The organism is Exiguobacterium mexicanum (assembly GCF_005960665.1).
In the GTDB taxonomy this organism is placed as follows: Bacteria; Bacillota; Bacilli; order Exiguobacteriales; family Exiguobacteriaceae; genus Exiguobacterium; species Exiguobacterium mexicanum_A.
The window spans coordinates 1,048,324-1,060,259 of sequence record NZ_CP040676.1 but is presented as its reverse complement, the minus strand read 5'-3'; the positions used below and the strand labels follow the sequence as shown (position 1 = coordinate 1,060,259).

The window sequence follows — 11,936 nt, the reverse complement described above, 5'->3', positions numbered from 1 at the left end:
GCGGCTCTGCCTAGCCAAAATGGGCAAAAATAAAGAGGATGGAAAACGAAAACGTTTTCATCCTCATTATTTCATATTTTGGTCTCAGTGGAAACGTCTGGGCGTTCGATTCCAGCTGTCCGTTTAATTTCTTTTGTCAGTCCGATCGTCGCTTGCCTAAGCTCCATCGTCTCGTCTTTCACGTTAACGGAATAGGCCTTCATCTGCTTCACAGAGGCGTTGACCGTATCGACGTGTTGCTTGATTTCATTGACGAGACCTTGGATGACGTTCGCGCGAATCTGGAAACGTTCCGTCAAACGGGTGACCCGCCGCACGTCCGTCTTCATCTTGTTACGGTACAATAAGAACCCATACAAACCGAGCCCGACTAGTGCGAGCACAATGATGCCGAGATTGATCCAAATCATGTATCTTCCTCCTTCAACCGATATAAGGTATGCGCGATTGCTTCTGTGCTGAGCGAGGCGTCAAGCACGTGATCGGCACGCGCGTAGAGCGGCCGCCGACGTTCGTACAACGCTTCGACGGCCGCCTTGCCGTGGCGCACGAGAGGCCGGTCCGAGTCTTTGATTCGGTCCCAACACATCTCATACGGTAGATCAAGTGCGATGACGACACCGTTTTCGCGCATCCAATCGAGATTTTCGTCTCGTTCGACGATTCCGCCTCCTGTCACGATATAGGCAGCGCTCGCCTGTCGCAAAATCTCACTTTCTTGCAGGCGAAACGCTTCCTCCCCGTAACGGTCAAAATATGCGGGGATGTCCATTTGGACGTCCATTTCGAACAGCTCATCCAAATCAACGACGTGATTCGATTTTTCAAGATATCGTTTTAAGCTTGATTTACCTGTACCCATAAACCCGATGATGTAAAACGGTTTAGTCATCGAAATAAATCACCTCTTTATGTCGTTCTCCGGTCTCAAGGCGAATCTCGACCTCGACCGTCCCGCTGCCGAGCGGTCGACAGTTAATCGTCCCGGTCGGTTTTGTCACCGTGACGGCGGACGGACCACAGGACCGTTTGGCGACCATGACGTGTGATTCGAAGCGGATCGCCAAAATATCGAGCGCCAGTCGGTCGGTCGTTCGTTCCATATCAGTATACCAAAACATCGCTCCGCCGAGTAACCACGTCAACACGATTAACGTCGACATCACAAAGTATCCGCGCGCATGCACATCACGCTCTTCTCGCGGGGGCCGGTCGCGTCGGTCCACCGGATGCGAAAACCCTCTCCTACCGGTTCGACCTGATACGTCTCGATTCCTCTTAAAAATAGTAAATTCCCTCCCTCGTCTCCGACCATGACCAAGTTACGATTGATCTGTTTGAGCGTCCACGACCACGTTGTGTCGTCCGGGCGCACGTATGTGCCGATAAGACGTCCCGATTCGACAACGCAATCCCGGCTATCGAAAAGTTTTCGCACGATCAGTTGGGGCGTCGTCGGCACCATGTCACGTGGTTGCTCATAAAACGCCTGGCCGAGTGCCAACAAGTGAACCGTGAGTCCAACGAACAGCGGGATCAAGAGCAACGTGAAGCTCACTTCAAGTAACGTGAACCCCCGCTCAAAGCGTCGGGAGACATAGGTCGCCATCACAGATTTCCGTACGTCCGCTCGGTTCGACCGCATCGTGCAACACCTCCCCTTGAAGCCGCTCATAACGCCGAACGGTCGTTTCGAGACGGTCGACCCGTTCCGTCGCGCCCTCGACAAAAGGTGCCACGACCCCGACCCACGCCAGGAGGAGCGCCAGGCTAAGGCAGATTTCCCAAAACGTGATACCTTTCTCATCGCCCTTCAACGCGAAGCACCTCCGGCTCATACGTCCCCATTCTAAACTTCAACGTCACCATCGTCGGTCCCGTATAAAATTTCCACTGCCCTGCATACGTCGCCGCTGTACGTGAGAAGACGATCTCACTTGTGGCCGGGAGGCTCATCTCGACCCCATCGGGTACAACACGCGATGCGATCGGCGTCATCCCACAGGCGATTTGATAGCGCCGTTCTTTTATGTACCACCGTAGACGCGGCACACATGATTCATCGGCGGCAACGTATGGATATTGGCCAACCTCGTTGATATCGCTCACAAGCGCCTCGGTGAAATCAAACAAGGCCAATCGATCCATCGAACGGACGACCGGGGTCGTCATCAACAGCAAGAGCGACAAGATGACGAGGACGGATGCCATCTCGACGAACGTATATCCGTCTTGCCTCATTGTTTTGTCAACATACCGGTCGTCGGGGCGTACGTGTAGACCATCGATTGACAACTATACTCGAGCGGACTCTCCGTCGAGGCCCGTTCGATGACCGCCAACGTCTCCGGATAGGATTTGTGTTCCGCATAATACAAGTTGATTTCCGACTCGACAATGCGCACACTCCCCTCACAACTGACACTATCTGCCCGGGATTTCCCGTCTGACATCGAGGGAACGAGCAGTAACAGTAAGACCGAGATGATGAGTAAGACGGCAGCCATTTCGACGAGCGTGAACCCTTGTTCTGATTTGAATCGTGTCATGTTGTTGTTCCTCCTTGTTATAGTTGGGCCATGATCAATTTGACCGGCAAATAAATCGTGTAAAAAATCATTGTCACCATCATCGTCAAAAATCCGTATAATACCGGCTCGGCCTTGGTGATTAGTTGTTTCCAATACAATTCCATCTCTTCAAACACGAGATCACGATGCAACGTCATGATCGATCCCAGCTCACCACTCACCGTACCGACGCCGAAGAGACTGACGACCTCATGCTCGAGCAACCGTTCTTGCCGGGCCGCCTCTTCGAGTTCAAGACCGTCCGACATACGCTCATGGATCCGTCTCGCGATGGCCGCGACTTCCCCGTCACCCCGAGACAAACGCTCGATGATATGACGGACCGAACCTTGCCCTTCACTTAAGAGCGAGAGCTCACTGACGAACAAATACGTGACGTACAGCCGCCTGCCTCGTTCGACGACACGTAGCGGCACAAGCCGGCCGCGTCTCCCGTTCCAGTAGAGGGCCGCCCCGGTCATGAGCAAGCCGATGAATAGACCCGGGAAAAACCAACGGGACAACAGAATTGCGTTTATCCCATCTAGCGCCTCGACGTCCACCATCGACAGCAATTTCGGGAAAATATAGAGCGCATAAATCGCCCCGAGTCCGAGCAGCATCGTCAAAATCACGAGCGGATACCGCGCTAGCTGCTTGAGCTCTTGCTGCAGGTTTCGGCGCATCGTCGACAAGACGAGCACTTGCTCGAGCCCTTCTAAAAAGTGATGGCCCCGCTCCGCCGTGACGAGCATCTCACGCATTCTTGGGTCGGTGACGAGTCCCGAGAACACTTCGGCGAGCGGCCGACCTTGCTCGAGTTGAAGCCGCATGTCTCGAATCACTTGTTTTGCTCTGCCTCGTTCATGAAGCTCAAGTGTTTCGAACGTCTTTTTCAATCCGACACCACGGGCCTGCAGCCTGAGAAAGCGACGGATCGTGAATAAGTCTTTACTCATCTGGTCTCGGACCATGAACAGCTCACCTCCTCTTCGCGGTGCAGGATGCACCAATGACGGGCGACCTCCATCTTGCCGACGAGCTGTTCGAGTCGATGTTCGCCGTCCTCGACACTCGCCGTGTGGAACGTCGCGATCGTCAAATGGCCACTGAGCGCCGCGTCGTGTGCCACCCGCAACTCCTCGCTCGTTCGGATCTCTCCGATGACGATGACGTCTGGGTCGGCCCGAAGTGTCTCTTTCAATAGACTGCGATGGTCAAGTCCCGCTTTCGGGTTGACCTCGAGTTGAATCACTCCCGGCACCTGCTTCTCCGGAGGGTTCTCGATCGTCACGATTCGGCGGCCGCCCAAACTTTGCAAAAATGCGTAGAGGACCGTCGTCTTACCAGCCCCCGTCGCGCCGCCAATCAATAACAATCCTTGCCGGAGCATAGCCAACTTCAAAAAGCGGTTCACATCCTCATCGTCTAGCAACTCGGACAACTGAAACGAGGCGTTCGGGAGTCGCCACGACATAAGCGTATGGTCGAATGAAGGTAAAAACGTGACCCGGATCGCGTCCTCCGTCCCGACGTACATACCAGACTGAGGCACGCGATGATCCGTTTCCGTTAGCGAGCACCAATATTTCATATGTAACGTCAACCGTTCGTAGTCAAACTGTGTCATCGACTCCAGTCGATGCAAGAGCGTCCCGTGGCGAACTTGAATCATCACCTCGTCTCCGTATGGCATAAAATGGACATCGCTCGCATTCAAATTTCGCGCCGCTCCCACGACACGCTCGATCACTCGTTTCATCTCCACCACCTCAATAAGAGCATAAAAAAAAGCCCACTCCTTGGAAAGTGGACTTGTGTCAGGATACGTTTGCAGTTGTTGATTCGAAACGACGGGCATACGCCTCGATTGTCGCTTTGTCATAGCCGACAATGACTTCGTTGCCATCCGTCAAGATTGGACGTTTCAATAGTTTCGGGTTGTCGCTCATCAATTTGAGCAATTCACTTAGCTTCAAATCTTCGACGTCGATGTCGAGTTGTTTGAACGCCTGACTTCTCGTCGCAAGAAGCGAGTCGACACCGTTTTCACTGAGCGCTAACAGCGTCATCAACTCATCTACCGTCGGGGCGTTCCGGAAGATATGGCGCTCGCTCACCTCGAGGTGTTGCTCTTGTAAAAACGCTTTCGTCTTACGGCATGAGGTACAGCTCGGATACGTATAGAACATCAATTCATTTGCCATTTTAATACCTCCTTTGAAGTTGAGAACCAATTCGTTCGATGTGTGTAAATCGATTATACAACCTTATACCCGTTTTGTACATAGTTTGTACAAGTTTTTTAATTTTTTGTACAAGTTTGTGCAACCTAATTATTTCACATATTTTTCACGATTATTTTGCTCAATTCACACGTTTCCATAGCATTTTTCTGAATGTGTTGGTAAAATAGTGAATGAGAATGGAATAATGCACGTATGGGGGGATTAACATGGCGAGAATGTTCCGTGTCCTAGGCTTTTGGACTGGGTTGATCGCGGCGCTTGCTTTCGTAGGCGCACTCGGTGGAGATCAAAGCAGTAGCGAACATAGTGGTGACTTCGTCGTAATGGGTCTTGTCTTTTTAGCTCAAACTATTTTCTTCGTCGCACTAGGCTACTTGAAACTCACTGAAAAAACGTATGTATACGTGTTCGGCGCATATTTGACTGTCTTCTTCGTCGTCTTCACGTATTGGAGTAACTTCCAAATGTAAAAAAAGATTGTCTCCTCGTGAGACAATCTTTTTTGATTCATCGCTCGAAAAATGGATTCGTCCGGATTTCGGCCTCGAGCGTCGTCTTTGGCCCATGTCCGGAATAGAGCACGGTCTCGCCTGGTAACAGCTGTCGCATCCGATCGATCGATCCGAGCAAAGTGGCCTGGTCGCCACCGTATAAATCGGTCCGTCCGACCGACTGTTTGAAAATCAAATCCCCACAGAAGGCGATGCGTTCCGTCGGGATGTGGAGCGTGACGCTGCCCGGCGAATGACCAGGCGTGTGATGCAACTCAATCGTGAAGGCACCGATTTCGAGCGTTTTACCTTGATAGACCCGTTCGGCTGGACGCATCGATGCGCTCGGCAGATGGAACTTCGCCGCCCCGTTCTTCTCGTCGTCCATCAGCCACGTCCGTTCTGCTTCATGGACGTACACCGGTACGGCGTAACGATCACGAAGGGCATCGATGCCACCGATATGATCGAAATGGGCGTGTGTCAACAAGATGGCGTTCAAGCCACCGAAGCGTTCGACCGCCTCAAAGAATTTCGGATCGTCCGTACCTGGGTCGACGATGAGGACCGTCCCGTCTTTCTCGAGCACGTATCCGTTCTCTTGGGCCAAGCCCGATGTGATTTTTACAATATTCATTCAGAACACCTCCACATCCCATTCTAATCGATATTGTGGCAAAATTGTAGCGGAGGCTTTCTTTGCTCGACAGCGTGTACATTATCGGATAAAATAATAATGATATTTCAGTGAAATTTTTATGAATTTCATGACGTATAATAAAGGGGGAACTCGTCATGCATTTGTATGAACCATTTGGATGGATCTCGCTCATCGTTGCACTCGTTGCAATCTGGGGAATGGCCCGTTCGTTTAAGAAACGCCAATTCTTTCCACTGGCTTTCGCCGCGGTCACTGTACTCGTATTTGGATTTTTCGGCGTCGCGACATTGATTTACGGTGGAATCCCAGGCTAATGAGCATGAAGACGACTTCGGTCGTCTTTTTTTTGTATAACAAACAGCGCCGTCCCGGCTAAGCCGGGACGGCGCTGTTGCTTACTGTTCGGTCTGTTCTTTAAAACGAAGCAGATCCGAATAAATCAAGTCATCATTCATTTGGAGAATCTTCTCTGCTTCTTCACTATCCGGTCCACAAAGTGAAACGTCCTCAACGACTTCACCACTCGAGGCGTCATAGCATGTCGATTGCGTCCAGACATACTCCTCAGTGATAACGGTGCCGTCACGGAAGATGGCGCGGCTCGTCCGGTCTTCCGATAACAAGTCGCTACCGAATCCGACCGTGTCCGACGTGTCGATTCCGAGCAAGTGAAGGATCGTCGGTTTCATGTCGACATGACTGCCGATCGTGTCATGTACTTCGCCCTTGGCTTGTCCCGGTAAGTGGACCGCGAACGGGACCGCTTGGAGCTTGGCGACGTCGTATGGCGTCAACTCGTCTTTCCCGAGCAGGTCGGCCATCGCGTCGTTATGGTTCGTCGAGATGCCGTAATGGTCACCGTAGACGACGAAGATCGTGTCATCCCACATACCGTTCGCCTTCAACTCATCGATGAACAACCCGAGCGCGTAATCCTGATACGCGAGTGCCTGCGGGAAGTTGTTGAGCGTCGTCGAGTTCGTCTCGAATTTCGGGACGAGCTCATAGTCTTCGCTCGGCATCGTGTACGGGAAGTGGTTCGTGAGCGTGATGAACTTCGCGTAGAACGGCTCCGGCAACTCTTCGAGCATCGGGATCGACTGTTCGAAGAAACTGTCGTCGAGAAGTCCCCACTCCGTCATATCCTCGGGGTTCCCGAGGTCATAACTTTTCTCGTCGAAGAATTGATCGACACCGATATTTTTATACATCAAGTCCCGGTTCCAGAACGACTTGTTGTTGGCGTGGAACACGGCCGAGTAGTAGTTGTCTTCCTTGATCAATTCAGGAAGCGCCTGATACTCGTTGTCGGCGTTCGTGAAGTAGACGGCACCGCGCGGGAGGCCGTAGAGCGAGTTATCGAGTGCGAACTCGGCGTCTGACGTCTTCCCTTGTCCGACCGTATGGTAATAATTCGGCCAGTAGTGTGACTCTTCGATCAATTTGTTCAAGTTCGGCGTGATGTATTCGCCGTTCGAGGCCTTCATGTTGTGCGTGAAGTTTTGGGCCGACTCGAACGAGACGACGATCACATTTTTGCCTTTATATTTCCCGAAGTAGTCCGGGTTCGGTGCCGCGTAATGTTGACGGGTATATTGCTCAACTTTCGCCAGTTCCGATCCATCGGCCATCGCTTTCTGGGCCGATGTCTTCGTTTGAAGCATCGCGTCATAGACGTGGAAGTTGAACGTCCCAATATTTTTGACCAACAGCTCCCGGTCGAACGAACGTGTCAATAGTTCAGGGCGTTCCGTTTCGGCGAGCGATAAGTTGAACAAGAAAACGACGACCGCTGTTGCGAACGTCACGAGCGCTCTCTGATGAGAGGCCGCCGTCGCCTTCGCATTGATGCGTCGTAAGATGAACGGCAAGGCGAGCACATCCCCGAGGATGATCAAGTCCTTCCATTCCAACAATGAGGTGAACGAGGTCGACAACGTCTCCATGTTCGAAGGTTGCAAGATGACCGGCATTGTCAAGTAGTCGGTGAACTCGCGGTAATAGACGGCGTCAGCGAACAAGATGAATGACGCCGCGGCATAGAGCATGTACAATACCCACTTCTGCTTATTTCCTTTAAAGAAGAAACTGAAAGCGAATAAGAAAAGTGTGGAGCTGATCGGGCTGATCAGCAAGATGAATGCCTGGGCGGTGTTTTCAATCGGGATATTGAAGAAAAATTGGTAAACTACGTACGTCTTCGTCCAAAGTAATAGCGTGAAAATCCAAAATAACCGATATTCTTGAAACGAAGCGCGGACCGTATCATTCAGTCGCATAGTAAGCTTCGAAAAGCTCTGAGATGACTTCATCTGACGGCCTCCTCCTCTGTTCAACGGGCGACGAGATCAAACGAACTCGCTCCCCCTATTTTTTTATAAGTTCAATTGGCTTGTTATCCATTTCACGTACGATAACAGTCCGGTATCAAGTCCAAATCTTACCCCTTTTTTAACAAAAAATCAACTCTGTCATTACAAATTTTACATTATCCCATACCCGTTCCATATGAAAAACACGCCTGCGTCAAGACGCAGACGTGCATGGACAATTATTAGACACGGGTTGGCAAGAAATGTTTGCGGGCGAGCCAAGCACACCCGATGACACCGGCGTCGTTCTCGAGTTCCGCAATTTTGAACGTGGTCGAAGCGTAGACGCGTTCGAGGGCGAACCGTTTGAACTGCTCATCGAGCGGTTCAAGGAGCGCTTCACGCGCTTTCGAAACCCCTCCTCCGATGACGATCATCTTTGGATTCAACGTGTTGGCGATATTTGAAATCGTTAGGCCGAGATATTCGGTCATCTCTTCGACGACTTCTGTGGCGACGGGATCGTTCGCCTTGAACGCTTCAAACACGTCACGTGCCGTCACTTCTTTCAACTCGTTCAACGACGTCGTCCGATTTTTTCGTTTTTGGAGCGCCAAGCGGGCGACACCTGTCGCCGAAGCGATCGTCTCGATGCAACCTTTGCGTCCGCAACCGCACATGACGGCTTTCGACTCGTCACGTTCAACAGTGATGTGACCAATCTCTCCAGCCATCCCTGCTGCCCCGTGGACGATGTTTCCATTCGTGATGACACCGCCACCGACGCCCGTGCCGAGTGTAATGGCAAGGAGTTCTGACGCGCCTTCACCGGCACCTTTCCACATCTCACCGAGTGCGGCGGCGTTCGCGTCGTTCTCTAGGACGGCCGGCAATCCCACGGCTTTCTCAAACTCGCTGACGAGCGCAAAGTATTTCCAACCGATGTTCGGCGAGTATTCGACGACACCCTCGGAGAAGTTGATGAATCCAGGTGCCCCGATTCCCGCACCGGCGAACTCCTCTTTCGCTTTGCCCGATTTTTCTAGATAAGCCTCGAATGAAGCAGCGATATCAGTCGGAATATGTACCCCGTTTTCTCGAATGTCCGTCGTGATCTCCCATTTGTCAGAAATGATCCCGTTCATATCTAAGACGGCCATTTTCACCGTCGTCCCACCAATGTCGATTCCTAATAACCACTTCATCTGTTCCACTCCTCATCTCGATTAAATCGCTTTCATCCCATAGTTTACACTATTAAACCCCTAGTGCAAACCTTTGCACTAGGGGTTTTTCTGTCAATCTATTGAATTTTTCAATTCATGCGTCAAAATGATCTTGGCCGTGTCATACTCTCGTTGTTCAATCATCCCGCCGGCATGCAACTCGTCGAGTTCCATCATCATGAGGCCAATCTCGGCATCGCGTTCGCCGATATAAATGATCGTCCCGAATGATTTCAAGAATTGTTGGACATCATAAAAATTTCTCATCGTCCGTCTCCCATCGTCGTGAGCACGTAATGATAGAGCAGTTCCCGTGTCGCCTCGAGCGATTTTGTATGCGTCCGCTCATAGCTATGGCTCGACTCGATGCCTGGTCCGAGGAGTGCATGGCGTACATCGTAGCCGGCACTGATTGCTGCCGAGGCGTCGGATCCATAATACGGATAAATATCGACTTTATGGGCGATACCGTGTTCCCGGCACAACGCGGTGAACTGACGGCGTAATCCAAGATCGTACGGACCTGATGAATCTTTCGCGCAGATTGAAACCGTATATTCGTCCGAGTGCTGGCCGTCCCCGAGCGCTCCCATATCGACGGCGATATATTCGGTCACCGCCTCCGGGATCCCGGCGTTGCCCCCGAACCCGACCTCTTCGTAGTTGGAGATCAAGTAATGGACCGGATGTGGCAAGTCGGCGCCGACGAGGTCTTTTGCCAAGTCGAGCAAAATGGCGACGGACGCCTTGTCGTCGAGGTGTCGAGATTTGATATAGCCCGCGTTCGTCTGGCGAAAGCGTGGATCGAACGAGACAAAGTCCCCGACCTCGATGCCTAGGGCACGCACGTCTTCAGCCGAATGAACGTCAGCGTCCAGTCGTACCTCGATATTTGATGCCGTCCGTTCGGCACTGTTCGTGTCTTTATACACATGGACGCTTGATTGATGGATAAGAATCGTTCCTTCGACAGGTTCACCGGCCTCCGCATGGACCAAACAGTTCTCCCCTTCAATGGCGGTCCAGGCGTAGCCGCCGACTTGTGTCAACCGTAGACGGCCACTCGGCAAAATCTCTTTCACCATCGCCCCGAGCGTGTCGACGTGAGCCGTCAACAGGCGCGCCCGATCCGATTTCCCGTCAAACGTCGCAAGGAGCGCTCCTTTATTCAAGCGTTTCGTGGCGACGCCGAGATTCGTGAGTTCTTGCTCCACGAAGCCAATCGCCTCATCCGTCATGCCGGACGGACTCGGAATTTCAACCAGTTGCTTCAACGTATTAATCATATCCTTACTCCTTTGTCATCGATTATAGCCGAACCAGAATAACGCTCCAGATGCCACGAGTACGATCACCGCAAACAACAGGCGGCGCTTCTTCGTATGCTCATCCGGCAAGCCGACCACTCCCGCCATCAGAAAACCCCCGACCAGCCCCCCCGCATGTGCGGAATGGTCCAAACTAGCGCCAAGGACGAAAGCGAGTCCTACGTTTAATCCTAACATAATAAACAGCGGCGGACCGAGCGTCTTCATAAATAAGGAACGGTCTCGGAGGCCAAAATAGAGGAGTGCCCCGACGAGCCCGAACAGCGCCCCCGATGCCCCGGCCGATATGGCTTCACTGAACGCGTAAGAGGCGACTGTGGCGATGACGCCGGCTAACAAATAAATGGTGACGAAGCGTGACGAACCGTACATCCGTTCAACGAGCGGACCGAGCGACCAAAGCGCGAACATATTGATCGCGAAATGGAACCAGCCGATATGGAGAAACATCGGTGTGACCAGGCGCCACCATTCCCCTTCGTCGATGAGCGGATTCACTTTCGCTCCGAAGCGGATGAGCGTATTCGGGTCGAGCGTCGACCCGATTGATTCGGCGAACCACATGACAAGAAACGTCACGAACATGAGTCCATAGACGAATTGTGGTTTCCCGAAGGAGAACCGTTGCTTTAGTTCGTTCTTCCGTTGTTGATCGAGCGCGACGGCCCGTGGTCGGTACGACTCTTCTGTTTGCCCACACGGTCTCATGCCGAGCTTCACTTTCGCCGCGATCGGGAACGTGAGGGACGATAGGCGCTCCTCATCGACAAGCGGATCGCCGTAAATGTGGACGTGTAACTTCTCACGACCGATGCGGGCCAATCGAAACGAGTTCATGACCGCCTCGACGTCCATGCCAACATGGTTCGCCCAGGCTTTGTCTGTCCGTATGTAGAGGTGATAGACGTCCCCCGCTTTCGTGTCGAACAATAAAAGTGCCCGCGACGGCTCTAAGATGCCCTCGATGCGCCCTCCCGATTCGACCGCACGATATACGTCTTCCCAAAAACAAGCTGGCTCTGACATCGATGGTCACCTCCTTCTATACTTTTATTTTAAAGGAAATTATAGCTGGCGACAAAAGAGAGCCTCTATGCAA

General features: G+C 52.1%; 18 protein-coding genes. 2 read left to right on the top strand and 16 right to left on the bottom strand.

Features of this window, described 5'->3' with window-relative positions:
• Positions 1-71 precede the first annotated feature (71 nt).
• Genes FED52_RS05845 through FED52_RS05800 form a run of 10 tightly spaced genes read right to left on the bottom strand, consistent with a single transcriptional unit; the run spans position 72 to position 4,777 of the window.
• Positions 72-410: a hypothetical protein gene (locus FED52_RS05845; RefSeq protein ID WP_138859262.1), complete on the bottom strand. Its 339-nt coding sequence runs from the start codon at positions 408-410 to the stop codon at positions 72-74.
• Positions 407-892, bottom strand: a complete 486-nt coding sequence (locus FED52_RS05840) for a shikimate kinase (RefSeq protein ID WP_034778010.1) — start codon at positions 890-892, stop codon at positions 407-409. Before FED52_RS05840 ends, FED52_RS05845 begins: the two co-directional genes overlap by 4 nt.
• On the bottom strand, positions 885-1,163 hold the full coding sequence (locus FED52_RS05835) for a hypothetical protein (protein WP_034778012.1): 279 nt from the start codon (positions 1,161-1,163) through the stop codon (positions 885-887). Before FED52_RS05835 ends, FED52_RS05840 begins: the two co-directional genes overlap by 8 nt.
• Complete coding sequence (locus FED52_RS05830) at positions 1,163-1,645, bottom strand: prepilin-type N-terminal cleavage/methylation domain-containing protein (protein WP_138859261.1); 483 nt, start codon at positions 1,643-1,645, stop codon at positions 1,163-1,165. The genes FED52_RS05835 and FED52_RS05830 overlap by 1 nt, the downstream gene beginning before the upstream one ends.
• Positions 1,581-1,817 carry a hypothetical protein gene (locus tag FED52_RS05825; RefSeq protein WP_138859260.1) on the bottom strand — a complete coding sequence of 79 codons (237 nt, stop codon included), beginning with the start codon at positions 1,815-1,817 and terminating at the stop codon, positions 1,581-1,583. Before FED52_RS05825 ends, FED52_RS05830 begins: the two co-directional genes overlap by 65 nt.
• On the bottom strand, positions 1,804-2,241 hold the full coding sequence (locus tag FED52_RS05820) for a prepilin-type N-terminal cleavage/methylation domain-containing protein (RefSeq protein WP_138859259.1): 438 nt from the start codon (positions 2,239-2,241) through the stop codon (positions 1,804-1,806). The genes FED52_RS05825 and FED52_RS05820 overlap by 14 nt, the downstream gene beginning before the upstream one ends.
• On the bottom strand, positions 2,238-2,549 hold the full coding sequence (locus FED52_RS05815; RefSeq protein WP_138859258.1) for a prepilin-type N-terminal cleavage/methylation domain-containing protein: 312 nt from the start codon (positions 2,547-2,549) through the stop codon (positions 2,238-2,240). The genes FED52_RS05820 and FED52_RS05815 overlap by 4 nt, the downstream gene beginning before the upstream one ends.
• A 17-nt stretch (positions 2,550-2,566) precedes the next feature.
• On the bottom strand, positions 2,567-3,544 hold the full coding sequence (locus tag FED52_RS05810; protein ID WP_138859257.1) for a type II secretion system F family protein: 978 nt from the start codon (positions 3,542-3,544) through the stop codon (positions 2,567-2,569).
• A complete protein-coding gene (locus tag FED52_RS05805) occupies positions 3,526-4,332 on the bottom strand; it encodes an ATPase, T2SS/T4P/T4SS family (protein ID WP_034778024.1) in 807 nt (268 codons plus the stop codon). The genes FED52_RS05810 and FED52_RS05805 overlap by 19 nt, the downstream gene beginning before the upstream one ends.
• Before the next feature lie 58 nt (positions 4,333-4,390).
• On the bottom strand, positions 4,391-4,777 hold the full coding sequence (locus tag FED52_RS05800) for a Spx/MgsR family RNA polymerase-binding regulatory protein (RefSeq protein WP_052090134.1): 387 nt from the start codon (positions 4,775-4,777) through the stop codon (positions 4,391-4,393).
• Between the two features lie 248 nt (positions 4,778-5,025).
• Between FED52_RS05800 and FED52_RS05795 the strand changes: the two genes are divergently transcribed.
• Positions 5,026-5,289, top strand: coding sequence for a DUF2626 domain-containing protein (locus FED52_RS05795; protein WP_021067727.1), 264 nt, complete (start codon positions 5,026-5,028; stop codon positions 5,287-5,289).
• Positions 5,290-5,326: 37 nt separating this feature from the next.
• On the opposite strand, the gene FED52_RS05790 is transcribed toward FED52_RS05795, so the two are convergent.
• A complete protein-coding gene (locus FED52_RS05790; RefSeq protein ID WP_034778027.1) occupies positions 5,327-5,947 on the bottom strand; it encodes an MBL fold metallo-hydrolase in 621 nt (206 codons plus the stop codon).
• Between the two features lie 158 nt (positions 5,948-6,105).
• Between FED52_RS05790 and FED52_RS05785 the strand changes: the two genes are divergently transcribed.
• Positions 6,106-6,285: a DUF2759 domain-containing protein gene (locus FED52_RS05785; protein WP_029595254.1), complete on the top strand. Its 180-nt coding sequence runs from the start codon at positions 6,106-6,108 to the stop codon at positions 6,283-6,285.
• An 81-nt stretch (positions 6,286-6,366) separates the two neighbouring features.
• Here FED52_RS05785 and FED52_RS05780 read toward each other — a convergent pair whose 3' ends face one another.
• From FED52_RS05780 to FED52_RS05760, 5 genes are all read right to left on the bottom strand, one after another.
• Positions 6,367-8,283 (bottom strand): LTA synthase family protein, encoded by a 1,917-nt coding sequence (locus FED52_RS05780; RefSeq protein ID WP_138859256.1) that lies wholly within the window; start codon positions 8,281-8,283, stop codon positions 6,367-6,369.
• A gap of 242 nt (positions 8,284-8,525) precedes the next feature.
• Positions 8,526-9,488 carry an ROK family glucokinase gene (locus tag FED52_RS05775; RefSeq protein WP_138859255.1) on the bottom strand — a complete coding sequence of 321 codons (963 nt, stop codon included), beginning with the start codon at positions 9,486-9,488 and terminating at the stop codon, positions 8,526-8,528.
• Between the two features lie 93 nt (positions 9,489-9,581).
• On the bottom strand, positions 9,582-9,776 hold the full coding sequence (locus FED52_RS05770; protein ID WP_034778034.1) for a YqgQ family protein: 195 nt from the start codon (positions 9,774-9,776) through the stop codon (positions 9,582-9,584).
• Entirely contained in the window at positions 9,773-10,795 is a 1,023-nt protein-coding gene (locus FED52_RS05765) for a M42 family metallopeptidase (protein ID WP_138859254.1), read from the bottom strand. The genes FED52_RS05770 and FED52_RS05765 overlap by 4 nt, the downstream gene beginning before the upstream one ends.
• 15 nt (positions 10,796-10,810) lie before the next feature.
• On the bottom strand, positions 10,811-11,863 hold the full coding sequence (locus FED52_RS05760) for a rhomboid family intramembrane serine protease (protein ID WP_138859253.1): 1,053 nt from the start codon (positions 11,861-11,863) through the stop codon (positions 10,811-10,813).
• Positions 11,864-11,936: the final 73 nt, after the last annotated feature.

Excerpts from the sequence above, each read along its gene's own strand:
- FED52_RS05770 (WP_034778034.1), bottom strand. The coding sequence starts at position 9,776 with ATGAGAAATTTTTATGATGTCCAACAATTCTTGAAATCATTCGGGACG.
- FED52_RS05780 (WP_138859256.1), bottom strand. The coding sequence starts at position 8,283 with ATGAAGTCATCTCAGAGCTTTTCGAAGCTTACTATGCGACTGAATGAT.
- FED52_RS05775 (WP_138859255.1), bottom strand. The coding sequence starts at position 9,488 with ATGAAGTGGTTATTAGGAATCGACATTGGTGGGACGACGGTGAAAATG.
- FED52_RS05820 (WP_138859259.1), bottom strand. The coding sequence starts at position 2,241 with ATGAGGCAAGACGGATATACGTTCGTCGAGATGGCATCCGTCCTCGTC.
- FED52_RS05840 (WP_034778010.1), bottom strand. The coding sequence starts at position 892 with ATGACTAAACCGTTTTACATCATCGGGTTTATGGGTACAGGTAAATCA.
- FED52_RS05805 (WP_034778024.1), bottom strand. The coding sequence starts at position 4,332 with ATGAAACGAGTGATCGAGCGTGTCGTGGGAGCGGCGCGAAATTTGAAT.
- FED52_RS05795 (WP_021067727.1), top strand. The coding sequence starts at position 5,026 with ATGGCGAGAATGTTCCGTGTCCTAGGCTTTTGGACTGGGTTGATCGCG.
- FED52_RS05815 (WP_138859258.1), bottom strand. The coding sequence starts at position 2,549 with ATGACACGATTCAAATCAGAACAAGGGTTCACGCTCGTCGAAATGGCT.
- FED52_RS05800 (WP_052090134.1), bottom strand. The coding sequence starts at position 4,777 with ATGGCAAATGAATTGATGTTCTATACGTATCCGAGCTGTACCTCATGC.
- FED52_RS05760 (WP_138859253.1), bottom strand. The coding sequence starts at position 11,863 with ATGTCAGAGCCAGCTTGTTTTTGGGAAGACGTATATCGTGCGGTCGAA.
- FED52_RS05830 (WP_138859261.1), bottom strand. The coding sequence starts at position 1,645 with ATGCGGTCGAACCGAGCGGACGTACGGAAATCTGTGATGGCGACCTAT.
- FED52_RS05785 (WP_029595254.1), top strand. The coding sequence starts at position 6,106 with ATGCATTTGTATGAACCATTTGGATGGATCTCGCTCATCGTTGCACTC.
- FED52_RS05835 (WP_034778012.1), bottom strand. The coding sequence starts at position 1,163 with ATGTCGACGTTAATCGTGTTGACGTGGTTACTCGGCGGAGCGATGTTT.
- FED52_RS05810 (WP_138859257.1), bottom strand. The coding sequence starts at position 3,544 with ATGGTCCGAGACCAGATGAGTAAAGACTTATTCACGATCCGTCGCTTT.
- FED52_RS05790 (WP_034778027.1), bottom strand. The coding sequence starts at position 5,947 with ATGAATATTGTAAAAATCACATCGGGCTTGGCCCAAGAGAACGGATAC.
- FED52_RS05845 (WP_138859262.1), bottom strand. The coding sequence starts at position 410 with ATGATTTGGATCAATCTCGGCATCATTGTGCTCGCACTAGTCGGGCTC.
- FED52_RS05765 (WP_138859254.1), bottom strand. The coding sequence starts at position 10,795 with ATGATTAATACGTTGAAGCAACTGGTTGAAATTCCGAGTCCGTCCGGC.